Source organism: Moorena sp. SIO1G6 (genome assembly GCF_010672795.1).
Lineage (GTDB): Bacteria > Cyanobacteriota > Cyanobacteriia > Cyanobacteriales > Coleofasciculaceae > Moorena > Moorena producens.
Map to the genome: position 1 here is coordinate 89,284 of NZ_JAAHFZ010000005.1, position 18,822 is coordinate 108,105.

An 18,822-nucleotide genomic window follows, 5' to 3' on the forward strand; every position below is an offset into this window, starting at 1 on the left:
GGGAGCAGGTAAGAATAAATAGGTAAAAAAATCTGTTTAGCTCATAGCTATCAGAAACGCTATACTTTAAGTTATATCAAGGGGCTGAAACCAAAATTCCAGGTATAGCTAGCATTTTATTCGCTTCAACTAACAGTATAGAAGACTAAGTCCAGAATAGCAAAAATTTTGACAATCGGTACGAATATTCTCTAGTTGTTTGCTAACCCATTCAGAATTAAAAATTGCTTGATATATAGGGTTATTCACCCTCAGCCATCCTTGTTGATTAACCACCAAACCCGATAGCAGCAATTCGTTGCACTCTTCGCTGTTATCCATCGGTACATCATCTCCAGCTAAAATCTGCTGATAAAGTCCCAGCAATTTGTCAGCATAATATTTATTAGTCAAATTATTACTCAAAAGGCTAGCCGAGATACTTCGCAAATGTTCGGGTTCATCCTGGGATTCCCAATTATCAATAATGCGAGTTTGTACAATTCTCTCTACCCAAGATGCCTCATTACCAGGAGCAATAGTCAACCCGTCCCTTACTGAGTCTAGCAGCAACTGACATAGTTTTTGGGTCAGAAAAGGTTGCCCTCCTGTCCAAGTCAGTATCTCCTTGAGAATCGTTTTAGGATGACTCCCTGTTCCCTCTAATCCCTTGACAAGGGGATATGCTTCATGGAATTCAAAGCCATTTAGTTCTACGGCTTTCCCGATATTAAACGGTGTCCGCTTTTGGCCAGTCATCAAATCCCTTGGCTTAGCTACCCCGAACAAAGCAAAAACAATGCGATTATAGTCGGGATTAATTACTCTTTGGTTATAGCAGAATCGGATCAGGGCAAAAAAATCCTCAACCGGAAAAGGTAAGTTGATAATAGTATCAATTTCATCAATGATGATAACAATTCGTTCAGTAGTAAATTTTACCAGCAGGATATCTTCCAGGAAATTACTCAATCGCTGAAGCAGTGAAAAATACTCTTCCTCGTGCCACCAGGATTGGAAATTAAAGTCACCGAATAACTTGAACCCTCTTACTAACTCAGCCACCACTCCTTTGTACCACTGAGTTGGGGTAATTGTTTCGCTACCGATGCGCGTCATATCAATAGTACTGCATTTAAATCCTTCTTGTTTTAGCTGATGTCTGATTCGCACCGATAGAGAAGACTTTACCATTTGTCGGGGAGCCATCACATAACAAAACTCACCCCTTTTTAAGGCGTTATAGAGTTGGACATCTGCTTGTCTTTCTACATAGCTAGGCGAATCACTTGCTAGACTGCCACCGACTTGGTATAGAGGGTAATTTTTAATCATGAAGTTGTTATTAATTTTCGTCTGGTATACCAAAATAAATCAAATAGTTTAACTTATTTTTTTAATAAAAAATTACCAGATTACTATAACGCTACTAGATAAAAAATATAAGCATAGCTTGTGAATAAAGTGTGAAAATATCCTAGGCACTGGAATTGTCAGCTTATGCGCTACGCGAACAGATTTTAGCTAGGTAAAGGATAACTTCGACTCTCGGAAAATAGAATTAGATCAAGTCCGGTTAATCACTTGAAAAATAGCTGATTTAGCAACAATAGTAATCAAGAGGTTAGATTTTCCGGAATAGACCCACAACGTAACGAAAAAATATTTAACAAAGGAATTTAACTGGGCTTTCCCTAGGTCGAGCTTAGATTAAATTCCGATCAAATCCGGTTGACTAATCAGGGTGCATCTCCTAAAAGCTGTTTGACCCGGTGGGTGGAATGGACATCTTGGTGGAACGGGCATCTTGGCGGAATGGGCATCTGGAGTGGAACGGGCATCTTGCCCGTTTCAATTTCCGGGCAGCAACCTAACACTGGCGGTGCGTTACGGGGCGGACTATCCCAAGGCTGGCGCTTGAGCGAAAAATAAGGGCAAGTCCGCCCCTAACGCACCCTACGCACCCTACGCAACTAATTACCAACATTTAATAACAAGAAATTATGTATCAGCGCATCAATAACACCGTTTTCTTAGCTTTAGTGTCCAGTATTATGGCACTCACTAATCCAACTAAAGATGCTTATCTTGATCATGCGGCATGGCATTTACATGATACTTACTGCCAGCAGAAATCCCTTCCTCTTGGGGTAAAAGCAGCTTGTTTTGTCGGTAAACCTTTACCACCTGATGCAGTTAAGCCAGTGATCGAAAGCTACACTCGTCACCAAAACTATTTCCTTTTCAGTATCTATACCACTAACTTCTGGGGTAAAAAATTTCACACTGTTGGGCTAGGGGGCAAATTTTTGGAGCTTTAATTATGTAAGCATTCAGCTATCAGCTCTCAGCTATCAGCTGTCAGCTGATAACTGTTTTATTTAGCTTTTTTTATTAGTATTATCGTGGAAAATCTTCTATATAAAATGATTCATAGTCTAATTCATAGACTGTAAACTTATATCTTTTACCTCGTTCTAAACTCCTGGTTTTTATAGTACATTCTTTAGACTTTTTTTCATCACCTGTTCCTACAGAGCAAGATTTAAACTTTATTGTTATAAAGCTATTGGTATAGATTCTATCGCTTCCTGATGACAATTTTTGTATCCTATCATTGATCCAATACTTTACCGAGTAGGGAGTCTGATTGGATATAAGTGTAGCAACTTCAGGGGTATTTGGTATGAGAAAGCTTCGGAGAACCCAGTTGCTCCGACATTTGTACTTAGTAAGAGTCCTGATATCAGCACACAAAGACATAGGAACTTCTGAGTTCATACAAACTGATTTGGTAATAGGATACGAATCTCTTTGTCTGACATCCACATTTCTTTTAATTACAGCATTGAAAACTCCAGACTCAAGTACACGATCGCGTTCTTTAATCTCATACTCAAATTTATTCTCTCCGTTTAAAACATGAAAATATTTACTATGATGTTTTGTGCCAAAACTCATCTCTGTCCCTTCTGAAGATCTACCCTCATCGTACTTTCGGTCAGTGTAAGGATATGGGTCACTAGCCACTCCTCTGGTAATATTTCTAACAATTACACGTCTTTTACGAGCTGGGGGAGTAGTACTGGAAGTAAACCGGGCTTCCCGAGAGGACCAGCTGTAACCTGGGCACTCACCTTTATACTTAGTTTCGTTAATTTCTACTTGATTGAGTTCTCGGCTACCTAAGAACTCCCATCCGATTTCCGGTGCAGGTTCTGTTTCCAAATCCTCTTCAATTCCAATTTCCGGTGCAGATTCTGTTTCCGAACCCTCTTTAATTCTGATTTGCAGTGGAGGTTGTGTTTCCAAACCCTCTTCAATTCCTGTTTCCGGTGCAGGTTGTGTTTCCAAACCCTCTTCAATTCCTGTTTCCGGTACAGGTTGTGTTTCCGAACCCTCTTCAATGGGCAATTGTTTTAGTGGCGGCAACTGTGCTAGTGAGGGTGCTCTAAAAAATATCAAAATCACACTAATGCTCAAAGCAGCGAGCAACAAAAATTTGCTAGTTGATGTAATCTTAGGAACTATTTTGTTCCAGGATTGCTTGAAGTTAAACATAAGAACACATTACTTTAATCAAAGTATTTAATTTTTCATCAAAGACTTGTTAGATTGTGCAATTAAATTAATCGGATCAATTGGATATGAATTTGGTTCTGGATAATTTTCCGGGCAGTTCAGATCAGGAATTGATCGGTTTGGGGAGTAGGGCTATTGATTCTAAACAAGTCCTTGAGTGTATTAAGGTGAGAACCAACAAGAGGCTGAACCTGAATCATAGGATCGAAGCCATGCTAATGACAGAAATTGAAGCCAGAGTTTCGGGTAATGGCTCAAATCTTTAGCAGTGCAAGACTAGCAGGGCAGAACACTGGGGCAATCAGCATGAAATAGCCCTGAATGATCAGCACTAGTTAGGAAAGTGGTTTACCATCTTCCTGACCTGTATAATAATTAGTGAATAGGACGGTAATTTTCTTGAGGAACTATCTGTTGAATGCTGCTATCTCCCTCCGGAATTGATTGAATTAATTCATTGAAAACGGAAAAGAAAAACATAATAAACAGGAAACTCATGGGAATCGAAATGATAAATCCGATCAGTATGTGCCCTAAATAAGTCCTAATGGATAGCCCCATCAAATGATCAAATCCATAGTCGATATGCCAATTTCCTTGTTCATCTTTATAGACGTCTTTAACTTTCATAAGTTTCCTCACTCATCCAATAAATTATAAAAATAACTACAAACCTTATAGCTAAAATTCCGCAATTCAAACCAAAAATATTTTGATAAAGTCACTAATCGTAGGGTGGGCAGTGCCTAGCAACGTGCTTTGCAAGCTTCATTATCTGTCTGATGCACTGCCCACCCTAAATGAACCTTACTCATCCTACAAAGCTTATAGAGAAAATTTTTCAATTCAAAACAAGGTATTTTTAGTTGATTGAATCCCTGGCTATTTAAGGGGTAATCGCTCATTTAAACTACTCATTTACTATAATCATTCTAAGAGAGCCATTTTCTTGAGGGACTATCTGTTGAATACTGGTATCTACCTGCGGTATTAATTCAATTAAGGCATCGAAAACGGAAAGTAAAAACATAAAAAATAAGAAACTCATGGGAATCGAAATAATAAATTGGATCAGTGTCTGTCCTAAATCATTCCTAATGGCTAGCCCCATCAGATGATCAACTCCATAGTCGATATGCGAATTTCCTTGTTCATCTTGATAGACTTCTTTAACTTTCATGATTAGCCTCGCTCATCCAATAACTTAAAAAAAAATACAAATCCACAAAACTTATAGACCACATGGCGCTATAATCGACGATGCTACCCTTTAGAAACTAAAGGTTTATCCCTATTAAAAGTTACAGGTGGCGTAGTATCTAGTCACGGAGCTGCTCCCAAAATTGATTAGTTAAGGTCTATATAGTAATCAGGGCTAGCTGAAAAATTTATGCAATCGGATTTTTTTCCGTAAGGGCAGTGGTCGGAAATGCTTTCCCTTAGCGGCTTCTAGGTCTCATCCCATCCGCGTTAACTGTGTAGCTGTGTTAACTGTGTCGCTGTTGATCAGATCACAACGATGCTGCCTTAGTCATCAAAAATATCCAACTGCTCGATGGTCATCTCTTGGTCGCTCATCTTTTGGCCAGTTGTCTTCCTCGCTAACAATTGTTTGCCAATCCCCTTGCGCAACCCCAGGGCAATTTTACTGTGCTTCTCAATTTGCTTCATCACCTGCTTCGCCCGATTAATCACTGAGGTTGGTAAACCCGCTAAACGTCCTGCCTCAATGCCATAAGAACGGTTAGCTCCTCCTGGCTGTACCTGATGCAAAAAGATGATTTCATTCGCTAACTCTTTTACGGTCACTTGATAATTAGCGACATTGGGCAAAATCGAGGCTAACTCATTCAACTCATGATAATGGGTGGCAAAAATTGTCCGTGCCTTAATTTCCATGGCCAAATACTCCCCGACCGCCCAAGCGATGGAAAGACCATCAAAGGTTGCTGTCCCTCGACCAATCTCATCCAACAACACTAAAGACTTATCCGTAGCATGATTGAGAATATTCGCTGTCTCGTTCATTTCCACCATAAACGTAGACTGGCCTGTTGCTAAATCATCCACTGCACCCACTCTGGTAAAAATGCGATCGCATATCCCCAAACTTGCTTCCGATGCTGGCACAAAACTTCCCACCTGTGCCATCAACTGAATCAATCCTACCTGACGCAAATAACAACTCTTCCCACTGGCGTTAGGTCCGGTCAAAATAATCAAATCAGGAATATCCGTTTCGGTGGCAGGTTGCAGGTTGTTTGGTTGCAGGTTGTTTGGTTGAAGGTTAGAAGGTTGAAGGTTAGAAGGTTGAAGGTTAGAAGGTTGAAGGTTAGAAGGTTGAAGGTTAGAAGGTTGAAGGTTAGAAGGTTGAAGGTTAGAAGGTTGAAGGTTAGCAGGTTGCTCGTTATCGGGTTGCTCGTTATCGGGTTGCTCGTTATCGGGTTGCTGGTTAGAAGGTTGCTCGTTAGAATTTTCAACGTTCAACTCAGAAGAACCTTCAACGTTCAACTCCCCGTCAACCTTCAACTCCCCGTCAACCTTCAACTCGCCGTCAACCTTCAACTCCCCGTCAACCTGCAACTTGTTTTGACCTAAAAACGCAGAATTGGGTACAAACAAGCCACTGGGCAAGGACTGTTCCACCACTGGATGCCGTCCATCTATAATCCGAATTTCCCGGCTTTGATCCATATCGGGACGACAATACCCCTGATAAACAGCTACCTCTGCTAATCCAGACAACACATCCAACGCTGCTACTGCCCGAGACACACCCCGAATCCTTTCAGCTTCCAGCCCTACCTCATGGCGCAAGCCTACAAAAATTTCATACTCTAAACGATTCAAATCCTCCCGAGCCGTGAGAATCCGTGCTTCCCGTTCTTTCAGCTCTGGGGTTATGTAGCGCTCTTCATTAACTAACGTCTGCTTCCGAATATAGTTATCTGGTACCTGAGCTGTCTTAGCACGAGGTACACTAATGTAATAGCCAAAGGTCTTATTAAACCCTACCTTCAGCTTGGGAATATCTGTCTTTTCCCGCTCCGTTACTTCCAAATTAGCAATCCACTGCTGATCCTCCTCGGCTTGACCACGCATTTCATCCAACTGCTGATTGACCTGAGGCCGAATTAATTTCCCTTCAGTCAGATGCAACGGTGGTGACTCTACCAGATGCTCCTGCAGTGTGTGCCCTAACTCTTCCAATTGTGGCGGTACATTCTGCATCACTTTCAGATACGGAGAAGAGCCATAAGCCGCTAGGTCAGCTAATTCCGGTAACCTCAACAAAGAATCCCCTAAGGCGACTAAATCTCTGGCATTAGCTCTACCAGAACTTGCTTTCCCTGTCAACCGCTCTAAGTCATAAATTTTCCGAAGCAGCTGCTGTAAGTCCTGGCGCAGTCCAGTATTCTCCACTAATTCCGCGATGGTATCATGTCGCGCCCGGATTCCCTTAATCTCTAGTAATGGTTGCAGTAGCCAGCGCCGCAATGCTCTACCTCCCATGGCTGTACTGGTTCGATCTAGAGCCCAAAGCAGGGAACCGTTAAAGGTGTTATCTCGGACAGTAGCAGTAATTTCCAGATTGCGACGAGTCTGGTGGTCGAGAATTAAATAATCAGCAATGGTATAGGTACGTAATATCTGTAACGCTACATAATTTTCTTTTTGGGTATCTTTTAGATATTCCAACAACCCACCAGCAGCACGGACACCAAGGGGCAGATGTTCACACCCTAACCCTTCTAGCGATCGCACTCTGAACTGTTCCAACAGTCGCTGTCGGGCTTCGGCCAAGGTAAAGTGTCGTTGGGGACGGAGTGCATAACAAAATGAATTAGGTAAACAATCTGGTAAACTCTCAGAGGTCTGACCAGGTCTTAGCATACTCCCCAAATCGGGAGCATTGGTGGGAATTAATACCTCCGACGGCTGCAAGCGCATCAATTCCTGAACCAGCAGGTCTAACTCTCGGTCTTGAGTAGTCAGAAATTCCCCAGTGGAAATATCTGCATAGGCTAAACCCCAATGATTCTTAGCAATTACTACTGCTGCCAAGAAATTGTTACGACGAGCATGGAGCATCTCCTCTTCCATCAAGGTACCGGGGGTAAGGACACGGGTGACTTCCCGGCGCACCTGACGTCCTTCTTTGGCTGCTACTGAGGCATCTTCCACTTGGTCACAAATTGCGATCGCATAGCCTTTTTCCACTAGCATGGTGCTGTAGCGGTCCAAAGCATGGTGAGGAACCCCTGTCATTGGCACCCGTCCCACTCCCTTACCAGCTTCTTTGCTGGTTAAGACCAGTTCCAGGGCTTCAGAAATTATCCTGGCATCCTGAAAGAAGGTTTCATAGAAGTCCCCAACTCTGTAGAGCAGCACAGCATGGGAATACTGGTCTTTTAGTTCAGCAAAATGGTGCATCATCGGTGTCAGCTTACTGCGGTCCACTGTCCGATGGTCAGTATTCTCAGGCGCAACTTTCCTTGCTGCTTCAGTTGCCCTTTTGGGAAGGTTATCGTTGGATTCGGGAGTAGATGCTTGAGGGGATCTGCTCATTTACTAAGCTAGAAATACCAATACTCTATATTAAGAGGTAAATCCAACTCACCCTCGGTTTGTTAGATTCATTTCCACTAAGGGGTTATTACTATATCGCAATATTTTTATCAAGACTAGGCAGCAGAGTAAACACATCTAATTGATTGATTCATACATATAGTGTTTCTTTATTTCCATAAACACTATATGTATAAAATATCTTGTCAATAAGCACAATAACACCGGGTTTATTGAGAACTACCCCCAGTTTGTTGACAAGATGCGCTTACCCTGCATAGATAGTGATGATTAGTTTTTCCCTTAACATCATATCATTGCCACACTTCTTGGATGCACTACTCCCTTGAGAGGGATCGCAGGATTTTACAAAAGTTAATATAGTGCCGTTTACTTTTGTCCGACTACTTATAGCAGTCCTAAATGATTCGTGAAATATATTGGCTAAAGTGTTCGCTATAACCTTTGTCCAGCAACGATTCCAGATTTGTATGATTTTACAAATGATTTATAATTGCTATATTAAAGTTTACTTTTGTTCGACTACTTAGCAGGGTAAACGCATCTAATTTTTTCAATCCTATATATAGTGTTTTAAAAATTAAATAAACACTATATGTGGAAAATTTATTGTCAATAAGCACAATAAGGCCAGGTTTATTGAGAACTACCCCCGCTTTATTGACAAGATGCGTTTACCCTGGACTACTTAGTAATAATTTGTTACGTTTAAAAACACAATTTATTACTATAATCTGTTTTAGTAATATTGGAAATTCATGATGTTGAGTAAACTAAGCACTCTATCTATTATAGCTTTGCTAAGTATGACCCTAAACCAAGGAGTAGCTAAAGCACTTACTGGAAGTGTACGTAGTACAGGTTGGAGACCAGTTAGTACTGAAAGAGAAAGAAGTTGTGCTCGTAAAGGTATAGAAAAAATGAGAATTCTTGTATATGAAGGTCAAATTGAAAATGTTCCAGGATATACAAACAATTCTACCCGTTGGATAAGAGGAAATAATTCTGTTTACAATCTTGTTTGTTCTCCTACTGGTGGTCATATTAGAGTAGACCTTATTTGCTTTAATCCTTGTGATAGCAGTTCTCGGAATATTTTGAGTGAAATAAAGAACCTTATGAATTGGTAAATTATAATTTTTAAAGTTATTTTAAAAAGCCTCAGTTATAGCTGAGGCTTTTATTTATAATGTGAACTTAAGTTACAGTTAGGTTGCTTATGATTTTACTAGTTGAGTTACTAGACTATGCGCCTCTGTATATTTTTAACCCTTACGCCCACCTTTAGCCAGCCCCCAAACAGTCTCAATGGTTTTAGAGCTGATTTGTAAAGAGAATCTAAAGCTAACTCGAAGGCTAGCTGAGTTACCTGTAATCTAGACAGAGCAAAGGCATCTAAATTGCCAAACCCTTATCCAGTAAGGATTTAATCAATTGATTCATGGGCAGAACTCGATCGCTGAAATCCTGACCCCGTCAGCATGTACAAAAATAAGATGCGTTTGCCCTGGACTAGCTATTTGATCAATCTAGTCAAATATGTCACTTAGGTTTTACAATACATCTGAATTAGGGTCAATACTGCTTTGATCATGAGGGTGCATCTATCTTATTTGATCTTATTTGATCTTATTTGATCTTATTTGTAAAGTATAGTGCCAAGGGTATCAGTCTAGTCAGGCAGACTAAAATCAAACAGAACCAAATATAATAAAACAGAATAAAATAGAAGAAAAGAGCTTGAACCCAAATTCAACTATGCCTCAACCATCAATTACCGTTACAGTCAAGCTTTTTGCTGCCTATCAAGAAACCTATGGCTTGCCAGAACTCCAGTTGGGATTTCCCCCTCAAACATCAGTATCAGCCGTGCTAGACCGTTTACTGAGTGAACACCCAGAACTGGAGCAATGGCGTGAAGTGACGCGCTTTGGCATCAATCTCCAATTCGTTCCCCCCGATACCCCCTTGCAAGATGGGGATGAAGTGGTTCTGATTCCTCCTGTGAGCGGTGGCTAATCGATTATTGTGCCTGCAAGCCTTTTGCCTCCAAGGGCTGTGTTTCTAGAAAAACTCAGAAAAATTGACTGATATGTAGGGTTGCTTCACCATGATCAGGAATCCAGGATACCCACTGGTCTTCTGAAATCTGGCACAGCAGTAGCGCTTCATCAAAGCTATAGGGATTAGGTAGCTCTAACAGACTTACCCAAGTGCCAGGTTGGAACGCTTCCTGGGACTGATCTAAGTTGGGATTAGGGGAGCTGTTCCAAGTCAGGGTTTGGGTCTGCGGTTCTAAAAGTTTCATAGTTCGTCATCAAGATAAAAAAATTCCCGTCTACCCTAGCTGAGACTGCTTCGAGCCAAAATCTTCCCAGACAATGGGTAAACTTTAACTATTTTCTGTATTTAATTTTACAAAAATTCCTGAGCAGGACTAGCTTAGTGAAAGCTAATGTAATTAATCTTTGGATAACTTTACAGGATGCCTCGCCAAACGGCGTGGCTTAAAATAGGAGTAATATCAAGTCCGGTTGCATACTTATACTAGGCGCGAAAGCAAGGCAGAAGGCAGAAGGCATAAGGCAGAAGTAAAGGAGTAAGGTTTCAAGGGTAATGGTGTTTTATAACTAATTATCCGGACATGATATAATTTGTGGGTGCCTACAACTGAGATATTGAAGGTGCAAGCTATAAGTAGCAGCATGGCTGAGCAAATTATAGTCTAAAAACTAGACAACATTAGGCTAAAAAATAACCCCTAAAAAAGTAAGCATATGCGCTACGCACACGCTACTTGAGGTGCGGTCAGCGGTCAGCCGTCAGCCATTCGCGTTCGCGCAGCGTGGCCAAAGGCCAAGCATGGCCTTTGGCTGATAGCTGAGAGCTGATAGCTGAGAGCTGATACGCGACACGCTGATAGCTGAGAGCTGATACGCGACACGCTGATAGCTGAGAGCTGAGAGCTGAGAGCTGAGAGCTGAGAGCTGAGAGCTGAGAGCTGATAGCTGAGAGCTGATACGCGACACGCTGATAGCTGATACGCGACACGCTGATAGCTGATAGCTTACTTAAAAAATAAACACAAGTTGCAGCTGCAATTCTTTTACCTGACGCAGGATTTCAATTTTTTGAATAAACTCCCGAAAGTAAAACCGACGCTCTGATTCTGATAAATCAATCCAGAATTGAGGAATGGATACTGTCTTAGCGATCGCTTTTAAATTCACTGGCGGCAAAGCAGCTAGCTGCTCCTGTAATTGGGAAATTTCTGTGCGTAGTTTGTATGCTCGTAAATCAGCAGTGTCTTGATCAAGCACCCCACTAGAGGTTAACAGAGGTAGTTGCTCTAAATTATCCTTTTTTTGAGTAATTTTCCCCTTAAGGGATTCCTTCACCCCATCCAAGCTGGGAGCATTCATAGCAGCAACAGCACGGGGTAATTCCTGACATATCAGTTGAATAGTTTGCTCCAAAACCTGTTCATAACTAATAGCACGGCATTTTGGATGCTTAGGACAATGAATCGGACGTAGGTAGAGATATTGTTTGTTTTTACGATATTGAGTAACACTAACAACGGTCATCCCCGACTGGCATTCCTCACAAACCACTAACCCGGCCAAAGAACGGGGAGCACTGGCGGTACGAGGAGGTAATTGTCGGTTGCGCCTGAGCAGTCGGTCAATCTGTGCGGCTTCTTCGCGATTCAAAATGGCGCTATGGGTATCGGAAATGACCTCACCATTTTTTTGATAGCCAAGGTCTCCCCGATAAACCGGATTTGTTAGCCAACGACGCCCGGTAGTCACGGAAATCCGTTTACCATATTTTTGCTCTAAATACCGTACTGCACCCCGCAAGGAACCATAAAGCAGAAACTGTTCAAAAAAATCCTTAACCACCGGTGCAGTACTGCGGTCAATTAGATAGCGGTCTTTGCCCCGCCGATAGCCATAGGGGGCTTTTCCTGGTGGAGGTAAGGCTTTGAGGCGATTACGAGCATGTCCTTGCCGAAGGCGGCGGCTGTTGACTTCCTGCTGGATTTCGTGTATTAGTTTCAGTAAGCTAGCGCGAATTGTAGTGTAGTTGGTAGCATCCGTTAGCTGAGCAGAATTGTAAGATTGTTCTGTGGCAATCAAGCAAACACCGAGGGTTTCAATTTGGGTAATGCGATCGCTAATTTCAGCCAAACACTCTCCCAGTTCTTCCAGACGACGAATTAGCAAGTAATCAGGAGCTTGAGCTTGGCAATCCGCAACTAACTGCTGCCACTGCTGGCGTCCTCCCAAATCTAGATAGACCTGATCCACCTCCAAACCCCAAACTTCTGGGTCAGGCACCGGGTCAAGTAGAGGATTGCTGTACAGGTAGGCAATGGTTTTCATTTATTCTCCCCATCCCTACGTTAAACCCTAAGTGCTAATCTTATTAATCTCACTAAGCTCAATAATATTACAATCTGGATCTTGGGTAAACAATGCCGCACGACCAGATGAGCTCAATTGAATCGGGTAACCATGAGCGTGTAGACATTCCTTCGCTTCATCTAAATTTACTACACTAAAGGCAATGTGGGGATTACGACCCCATTTTTCAGGATTTTTTAGGTCAACTTTAGCATTAGGATTAACCATCAGGTGAATTTGGAATTGACCAACTTGGTACCAAGCACCAGGAAATCTCAGCTCTCGATTAACTTTAGATAATCCCAAAATATTACCGTAAAAATGCTCTGCCTTTTCCAAATCAGAAACTAAAACAGCAACATGAAGACACTGATTAATTTCCATAGTCTTTTGATGTCAAGTTACAGGTTATTAGGTTGAAGGTTATTAGGTTGAAGGTTGAAGGTTGAAGGTTGAAGGTTGAAGGTTGAAGGTTATTAGGTTTAAGGTTGAAGGTTTGATGGTTGAAGGTTGAAGGTTTAAGGTTGAAGGTTATTAGGTTTAAGGTTGTTTGGTTACAGGTTGTTTGGTTACAGGTTGAAGGTTTGAAGGTTTCAAGGTTGTTTGGTTACAGGTTACAGGTTACAGGTTACAGGTTGCTCGGTTATTTTACCAACCTTCACCCTTGGCCAAAAGGCCACGCTACGCGAACAACCAAACACCCTTCCAAAAAAAAACACCTTCAACCGGCTAACCTTCAACCGGCTAACCTTCAACCTACTAACTTTCAACCAGCCAACCTTCAACCAGCCAACCTTCAACTAGCCAACCTTCAACCAGCTAACCTTCAACCAGCTAACCTTCAACCAGCTAACCTTCAACCAGCTAACCTTCAACCAGCTAACCTTCAACCAGCTAACCTTCAACCAGCTAACCTTCAACCAGCTAACCTTCAACCTACTAACCTTCAACCTACTAACCTTCAACCAGCTAACCTTCAACCTGCTAACCTTCAAGGTAGCCAACGAGCATTAAATCCAGTTAGGAGTGGTTCCGCTTCCAGCTTCACTGGAGTATCTGACGATGTATCATCCACTAAAGGTAATAGCCACAGTCTAGCATTGGCAATTATTTGTCCTTCATCAGTGATCAAACCTTCCTCAGATGACCGTTCAGGAACCAGTTGATCAAAGAGTATGCCTAAGTCATCTGGGGACAAACTCATATGAACTTCCTGTTGCTCCGGTAAAACTATCAAGCGCTTTAAGGTATACTCATTCTTTTCATTAGGTTTAAGGTTAATCGCTGCTAGGAAAGGTTCTTCTTTGAATTCTTCCCCAGCAATGAGTTGGCTGAGCAGACAATAGAGAATCTGGTTTTGCGCCGAGAATTCACAACTATGGACAGAACCAGTGGTGCGCAGTATCTCTTGCTCAGAGCCCTGGTTTTTGACTAAAAATAGCGATCGCGTATAGTCAGAATTAAACTTCACCATCACTGCTGCTGAACCATCCTTAGCAAAGTTTATGACCATGCCAAACTTCGGTAAAAAGTCTAGGGGTTGAGCATTTGGTGTCAAGGGTAAAATGCCCACTCCCTGACCTTGAGCCATCGCGATTGCGTTGCTATCAGGAGTAATCATAAAATCTCCTCCTGGTTCATGGTCTAATGGTCTCGGTTTGGTACCAGGTTGTATGGTCCACAGCCCAAATTCCGAAGGATTACTCCGACTGACCCGCTGCACCACAATCGTTTTACCATCAGCAGACAAATCAAACTTCAGATTCTGGTAGTCTTTGCTATCGAGAACCTGCTCAACTAACCCATCAGAGTCTGAGGATACGGGAGCTTGAGCTGGGGCACGAGTAGATATGCCCGTGGTCACAGTATATAATTTGGCCGAGAGCAAGTCCTGTTCTTGATTCTGACTATCAACAGCAGAAAAAAGAAGTCGGCTGCCATCAGGATAGAACTTAAAGTCCATAACCACCAAATCTGGAGGGGTCAAGATAGTTTTTTGTTGGCGAGTGAGATTATAGAAAATTAATCGCCCCTTTTCTTCTGCCTGAACACCCACATAGGCAAAGGCTCGGTCACGGGTACGGAAAGATGCCTTGAACGGTTCCATGGCAGTCTTGTTGCCAGGCTTAGCGAATTGGTCTACTGCTCCAGTGAGCTGGAATTTATACTCGGTGCCATAGGGTAAAGGGAGCAGCGGAGTATAAGCCATTTTACGTCCAGCCCAGCTAATTTTGCCCGGTATGGGTGGAACAATCTTCAGATTAGTTTCCACACTAGTCTGATCCATAGGACGGCTGAAGGTTAGGATAAACGCTTTATCCTCCGCACCGACTTGTTTATCTTGCCACGTAAATTTCCGTACCCTGGGGGCAGTGCGATCGCCAGTCCACAGTAATATACCAATCAGTAGACTCAGTATAAGTATGACTGCGCCAGCAGTACGGTCAATGGGTTGAAGAAAGGTTTGACTCTTCATCTAATTAAATCCATCAGTAAAATTAGTCCAGAGTTCTAGTCTAGAGTTTCCAGAGCAAATGCCATTTAATTTATACAACCAAGACTTTATCTAGCGGTTCTGATAGTAATGAGGTACACAGAATTTTGTACCTATTCCCTACTCCCTACTCCCTACTCCCTACTCCCTAATCCCTACTCCTTACTCCCTACTCCCTAAAACCTAGGACGAAAGTACCTTAAGCAATTGATAACTGAGAAATGCTATAGTTAAAATCCCTGATATCGACTAGTTTAATTGATCACCAGGTGATCAGGTTTATCACAAGACAAATTCTCAAAATTAGATCAGACAAATTGTCAACCTTTTTGGCTTTGTAATAAATCTTAAAAATTCCTGAAAAATCTACTAACACCTAGGGTTAGCTGGCTATACTAAGACCAGGTGATATATCTGAATTCAGGTCTGGCTATACTTGCTCTATCTAGTGGCTATATCTACTAACTGGAGCTAGCTGCCTGCTTTTGAAACCGTGTCATTTGAGACAATTCATTTGACACAAATGGTTGTTGGGTTAAAAATTACCCTGCACTAACTATATATCTGCCAAACTATCCGCTAAAGTCTAAAATAAATCCACATTTTTGAGGATTTATACCTAAGGAAACCAACTAGAAATTAGGAGAATCGCAGTGATTTTTTGGAAAGACATCAAACCACAACAATTTTATGTTATTTTATTGCTTATCACTCTGAACCTGGTCGTTTTTATGGCTCTAATCTCAAAGATGCCAACTAATTTTATAGTATCCTTTTAGTGTGATTTATTAGTGTAAGGTTTGAGAGCAATTCCTAATTGAGACCTGATTGAGAACAATATCCTAGAGTATCTCGCCCCACTCAACGATCACCACTTGCCGTATCCCAAGACAATTGCTCCGATTGTGGTTCATTTTGTGATTTCCATGATATTGTTTGCGGTCTTTGGTGACCCGATCGGCTACTTTCCCCCTAATTATCCCTGGTATGAGGTAAGTTGGTAGAATTTATTTTTTGCGACTATTTCTATCGTTATTGCTGTTATTTTTGGGTAAATTGAAGCCGGATTAGCAGAACCCTACACAGCAGCAAAGGGAATATTGAAGCTGCATACGCTGATTGGCATGTTTGCTGTCTGGCATCATTACAGGGGTGACAGCATAGCGCTAGATCATTGGTTTTCGCAATCCCAACGACAAACCCCATGCCTTTTCTGGGGGTGGGGGCGTTGTTAGTGGGGCGGTTTTCCTTTTGGTGTTACCGATGGGGTATTTGGCAGCACCTTTTATTTGCTCACCAGGTTTCTTGGTTTGCAGGCGCTGACGGCAGTCCTGTTACATCTCGCAGTAGCGTTATTCGTAGGTTGGGTTAGCGGGAGCAGTTCGTTCCACCCAACCTACAGGTTTAGTTAGATTTCGGAGGAAAAAATGCTCTATGAAACTGACATCATCCAATGGGTTGAACAACAAGTTTCCCTGATCAAAGAAGAACGATATAGTGAAGTAGACTGGGTTAATCTCCTAGAAGAGATTGAAGACTTGAGTAAACGAGAGCGAGACCGCTTTTTCTGCTCTATTCGTTTAACGATTCAACATCTGTTGAAATGGGAATATCAACCTGAAAAACGGTCTAGGTCTTGGGAAATCACGATCAAACGAGAGCGCAATCACCTTAAACGCTATCTCAGAGATACTCCTAGTTTAAAGCGATACTGGGCAGATTTATCAAAAGTTTATGGTGATGCGAGAGCCGATGCTGCTAATGAAACCGGAATTTCCGATTGGGACTTTCCTGACCACTGTCCCTATTCCCCTGAGCAAATCCAATCGGATTGGTTTCCTCCAATTAGAGGTCAAACAATGGATACCCAAACGACCTATCGAGAAATAATAAAACAAGTTATTCTAAAATACGCTCAATTTCGTCCCTCTCATGGAGACATCCGACTTGACCCCATTTTTGACGAAACACGAGAGCACTATGGATTAATGCAGGTAGGATGGTCACAGGGAAAAAGAATCAGAGGAAACCTAATATATATTACTCTAAAAAATACTAAAATTTATATTGAATATGATGGAATAGAAACGGGGATCACTACTGATTTAATTAATGCTGGCATTCCTAAAGAAAATATTGTTTTAGCTTTCTATCCTCCCGAAATGCGTCAGCAAACTGAATTTGCCGTCAATTAAAAATTGGGCGTTGCTGAATGAAGGAATGAATGCGCGATTATCTGGTTTTATTAAAGCCCCCGTTGGTCCCCCAAGCGAGGGATTGCTCGCTTGGGGGACTTTCCGAGTTTTGTTCCCCCCAAGCGAGGGATTGCTCGCTTGGGGGGCTAGGGGGGCGAAACCATACCCAGAATCAGCAACGCCAAAAATTGATTCGTGTTTGATAAAATCAAGGCTATAACCAATTTAATTTTAAATGACCATGGATAGAAAAGACAGGTTACCGCTTATAGTAGTAGGGTTGACTATTAGCTTAATCTTAATGGGTTGTAATCCCTCTGATGATGCGTTAGAAAAATCTCGTTATCAACCCTTGAATCTAGCTGAGATCAAAGGTAAGGGAATAGGAGATGATCCGGAAGCGATCGCATTAGAGTTATTTGGTAACAAAGCAACGGTCAAGAGTGAGTTTACTGAAGAAATCAAGGTGATTGATCAGCAAGCTTTTGAGAAAATCGTGATTCTGACCCAGATGAATCTACCTGATGACAAAGTTAGGGGCAGGCGTTATCGACTTCAGTTTAAATTCGATCAATCTACCGGTAAATGGAATTTAAAAGAAGCAGGTCGTCAACAGTCCTGTTATAAAAGTGAGAAACCTAAAGATTGGACAATTGAACCTTGTCCCTAGCTAAACTTGTTGATAGCGTTTGTCGTATTTATGAGGTACAGTCAACTGTAAGCATATGCGCTACGCGCACGCTACGCGAACAGCCCTCAGCTATCAGCGTGTCGCGTATCAGCTATCAGCCATCAGCCCTACTAGATTCAAAATTTTTGGCCAATAACCTATAAATCATTACTGTACTAAGTTACTGCTATGTCAATCAGCACCGAAGCTATCAAGCAAGACCTGGATCTACTTACTGCTGAACAACTTCAGCAAGTCGCTGATTTTATTGCATTTCTTAAGTTTCAAGATAAACGTTGTCGGATTGTTCTTGATCCTGCTCAGTTAAAAGCCCTTTCTCATGAGTTTGCCCAGGAAGATCGCGCTCTTGCTGAAGTGGGAATGAGCGATTATGCGGCAAGTCTTGATCAAGAATATCAGCTATGATCAATCAATATCAACGTTTGGAGAGCCCGCCCCGTAACGCACCACCTTTAGACTACGTCAATATCTAAGACTCGATACTGTTGTTTGATACTTCAAAGACTCTTAGCTCGATTATTGCTTCTGGAGTCTTTATCAGCAGACTGCAAAATCTCAAGCTTCTGTGGCTGTTAAGGAAATCATACCAGATAAACCGACGACTTTCAGGAAACTTCCCGCAGAATCACTGATTAGGGCTTAACACCTAACCCAGTAGAATATTAACATAACTCTCAAAAAAAAATATATCTCGGATTAGGGTATATGCGATCGCATGGAATTCCACACCAGCCCTAATCCTTGTTTTATCCGTAATCTCCTCAGGAAATAATAACAACAATGAGCCACTTGATACCTCCTCAGGGTAGGAAAACTACTGAACAAATAATCTCAGAAATATTAGTCAACTATCAAGAGCATACTGATAGAGATAATATTCAA

Annotated in this window: 17 protein-coding genes and 1 pseudogene; 8 read left to right on the forward strand and 10 right to left on the reverse strand. The window is 41.9% G+C overall.

The genetic code is table 11. The annotated features are described in order from the left end of the window. Positions 1-129: 129 nt before the first annotated feature. Positions 130-1,314, reverse strand: a complete 1,185-nt coding sequence (locus tag F6K63_RS06685; protein WP_287311362.1) for an AAA-like domain-containing protein — start codon at positions 1,312-1,314, stop codon at positions 130-132. Between the two features lie 396 nt (positions 1,315-1,710). Between F6K63_RS06685 and F6K63_RS06690 the strand changes: the two genes are divergently transcribed. Together F6K63_RS06690 and F6K63_RS06695 are read left to right on the forward strand one after the other, a co-directional pair. Further along, entirely contained in the window at positions 1,711-1,911 is a 201-nt protein-coding gene (locus tag F6K63_RS06690) for a hypothetical protein (protein ID WP_287311363.1), read from the forward strand. 71 nt (positions 1,912-1,982) lie between these two features. Continuing rightward, positions 1,983-2,300 carry a DUF4359 domain-containing protein gene (locus F6K63_RS06695; RefSeq protein WP_287311365.1) on the forward strand — a complete coding sequence of 106 codons (318 nt, stop codon included), beginning with the start codon at positions 1,983-1,985 and terminating at the stop codon, positions 2,298-2,300. A 79-nt stretch (positions 2,301-2,379) separates the two neighbouring features. Here F6K63_RS06695 and F6K63_RS06700 read toward each other — a convergent pair whose 3' ends face one another. The 4 genes from F6K63_RS06700 to mutS form a co-directional block, all read right to left on the reverse strand. Beyond that, positions 2,380-3,540 (reverse strand): hypothetical protein, encoded by a 1,161-nt coding sequence (locus tag F6K63_RS06700; RefSeq protein ID WP_287311366.1) that lies wholly within the window; start codon positions 3,538-3,540, stop codon positions 2,380-2,382. 396 nt (positions 3,541-3,936) lie between these two features. Beyond that, positions 3,937-4,191, reverse strand: coding sequence for a hypothetical protein (locus F6K63_RS06705; RefSeq protein WP_071106366.1), 255 nt, complete (start codon positions 4,189-4,191; stop codon positions 3,937-3,939). 280 nt (positions 4,192-4,471) lie between these two features. Next, positions 4,472-4,741 carry a hypothetical protein gene (locus tag F6K63_RS06710; RefSeq protein WP_287311369.1) on the reverse strand — a complete coding sequence of 90 codons (270 nt, stop codon included), beginning with the start codon at positions 4,739-4,741 and terminating at the stop codon, positions 4,472-4,474. A 347-nt stretch (positions 4,742-5,088) separates the two neighbouring features. Then, positions 5,089-8,130, reverse strand: coding sequence for a DNA mismatch repair protein MutS (gene mutS / locus F6K63_RS37645; protein ID WP_287311371.1), 3,042 nt, complete (start codon positions 8,128-8,130; stop codon positions 5,089-5,091). An 827-nt stretch (positions 8,131-8,957) separates the two neighbouring features. Here mutS and F6K63_RS06720 point away from each other — a divergent pair. Continuing rightward, the gene (locus tag F6K63_RS06720; protein ID WP_287311373.1) at positions 8,958-9,281 is read left to right on the forward strand and encodes a hypothetical protein; all 324 of its coding nucleotides are present in this window, start codon (positions 8,958-8,960) and stop codon (positions 9,279-9,281) included. A gap of 628 nt (positions 9,282-9,909) precedes the next feature. After that, positions 9,910-10,170, forward strand: coding sequence for a MoaD/ThiS family protein (locus F6K63_RS06725; protein WP_287311375.1), 261 nt, complete (start codon positions 9,910-9,912; stop codon positions 10,168-10,170). 55 nt (positions 10,171-10,225) lie between these two features. Here the strand turns inward: F6K63_RS06725 and F6K63_RS06730 are convergent, their stop codons facing one another. The 4 genes from F6K63_RS06730 to F6K63_RS06745 form a co-directional block, all read right to left on the reverse strand. Further along, a complete protein-coding gene (locus F6K63_RS06730) occupies positions 10,226-10,459 on the reverse strand; it encodes a hypothetical protein (RefSeq protein WP_287254135.1) in 234 nt (77 codons plus the stop codon). Between the two features lie 763 nt (positions 10,460-11,222). Beyond that, positions 11,223-12,539, reverse strand: a complete 1,317-nt coding sequence (locus F6K63_RS06735; protein ID WP_287311377.1) for a recombinase family protein — start codon at positions 12,537-12,539, stop codon at positions 11,223-11,225. 27 nt (positions 12,540-12,566) lie between these two features. Beyond that, positions 12,567-12,944 (reverse strand): VOC family protein, encoded by a 378-nt coding sequence (locus F6K63_RS06740; RefSeq protein WP_009149275.1) that lies wholly within the window; start codon positions 12,942-12,944, stop codon positions 12,567-12,569. A gap of 607 nt (positions 12,945-13,551) precedes the next feature. After that, complete coding sequence (locus F6K63_RS06745) at positions 13,552-15,036, reverse strand: Ig-like domain-containing domain (protein ID WP_287311379.1); 1,485 nt, start codon at positions 15,034-15,036, stop codon at positions 13,552-13,554. 1,445 nt (positions 15,037-16,481) lie between these two features. Here F6K63_RS06745 and F6K63_RS37650 point away from each other — a divergent pair. From F6K63_RS37650 to F6K63_RS06760, 4 genes and pseudogenes are all read left to right on the forward strand, one after another. Further along, positions 16,482-16,877 (forward strand): annotated as a pseudogene (locus tag F6K63_RS37650) (DUF29 domain-containing protein); the annotation flags it as partial. Between the two features lie 36 nt (positions 16,878-16,913). Further along, positions 16,914-17,249 (forward strand): XisI protein, encoded by a 336-nt coding sequence (locus tag F6K63_RS37655; RefSeq protein ID WP_044494438.1) that lies wholly within the window; start codon positions 16,914-16,916, stop codon positions 17,247-17,249. Positions 17,250-17,490: 241 nt separating this feature from the next. Next, on the forward strand, positions 17,491-17,919 hold the full coding sequence (locus F6K63_RS06755) for a hypothetical protein (protein ID WP_287311381.1): 429 nt from the start codon (positions 17,491-17,493) through the stop codon (positions 17,917-17,919). 189 nt (positions 17,920-18,108) lie between these two features. Continuing rightward, the gene (locus F6K63_RS06760; protein ID WP_009149254.1) at positions 18,109-18,345 is read left to right on the forward strand and encodes a hypothetical protein; all 237 of its coding nucleotides are present in this window, start codon (positions 18,109-18,111) and stop codon (positions 18,343-18,345) included. A 241-nt stretch (positions 18,346-18,586) separates the two neighbouring features. On the opposite strand, the gene F6K63_RS06765 is transcribed toward F6K63_RS06760, so the two are convergent. Beyond that, a complete protein-coding gene (locus F6K63_RS06765) occupies positions 18,587-18,721 on the reverse strand; it encodes a hypothetical protein (RefSeq protein WP_267872078.1) in 135 nt (44 codons plus the stop codon). Between the last annotated feature and the right edge of the window lie 101 nt (positions 18,722-18,822).

Coding starts and splice junctions, on each gene's coding strand:
- F6K63_RS06685 (WP_287311362.1), bottom strand. CDS start 1,314: ATGATTAAAAATTACCCTCTATACCAAGTCGGTGGCAGTCTAGCAAGT.
- F6K63_RS06695 (WP_287311365.1), top strand. CDS start 1,983: ATGTATCAGCGCATCAATAACACCGTTTTCTTAGCTTTAGTGTCCAGT.
- F6K63_RS06700 (WP_287311366.1), bottom strand. CDS start 3,540: ATGTTTAACTTCAAGCAATCCTGGAACAAAATAGTTCCTAAGATTACA.
- F6K63_RS06705 (WP_071106366.1), bottom strand. CDS start 4,191: ATGAAAGTTAAAGACGTCTATAAAGATGAACAAGGAAATTGGCATATC.
- F6K63_RS06710 (WP_287311369.1), bottom strand. CDS start 4,741: ATGAAAGTTAAAGAAGTCTATCAAGATGAACAAGGAAATTCGCATATC.
- mutS (WP_287311371.1), bottom strand. CDS start 8,130: ATGAGCAGATCCCCTCAAGCATCTACTCCCGAATCCAACGATAACCTT.
- F6K63_RS06720 (WP_287311373.1), top strand. CDS start 8,958: ATGACCCTAAACCAAGGAGTAGCTAAAGCACTTACTGGAAGTGTACGT.
- F6K63_RS06725 (WP_287311375.1), top strand. CDS start 9,910: ATGCCTCAACCATCAATTACCGTTACAGTCAAGCTTTTTGCTGCCTAT.
- F6K63_RS06730 (WP_287254135.1), bottom strand. CDS start 10,459: ATGAAACTTTTAGAACCGCAGACCCAAACCCTGACTTGGAACAGCTCC.
- F6K63_RS06735 (WP_287311377.1), bottom strand. CDS start 12,539: ATGAAAACCATTGCCTACCTGTACAGCAATCCTCTACTTGACCCGGTG.
- F6K63_RS06740 (WP_009149275.1), bottom strand. CDS start 12,944: ATGGAAATTAATCAGTGTCTTCATGTTGCTGTTTTAGTTTCTGATTTG.
- F6K63_RS06745 (WP_287311379.1), bottom strand. CDS start 15,036: ATGAAGAGTCAAACCTTTCTTCAACCCATTGACCGTACTGCTGGCGCA.
- F6K63_RS37655 (WP_044494438.1), top strand. CDS start 16,914: ATGGATACCCAAACGACCTATCGAGAAATAATAAAACAAGTTATTCTA.
- F6K63_RS06755 (WP_287311381.1), top strand. CDS start 17,491: ATGGATAGAAAAGACAGGTTACCGCTTATAGTAGTAGGGTTGACTATT.
- F6K63_RS06760 (WP_009149254.1), top strand. CDS start 18,109: ATGTCAATCAGCACCGAAGCTATCAAGCAAGACCTGGATCTACTTACT.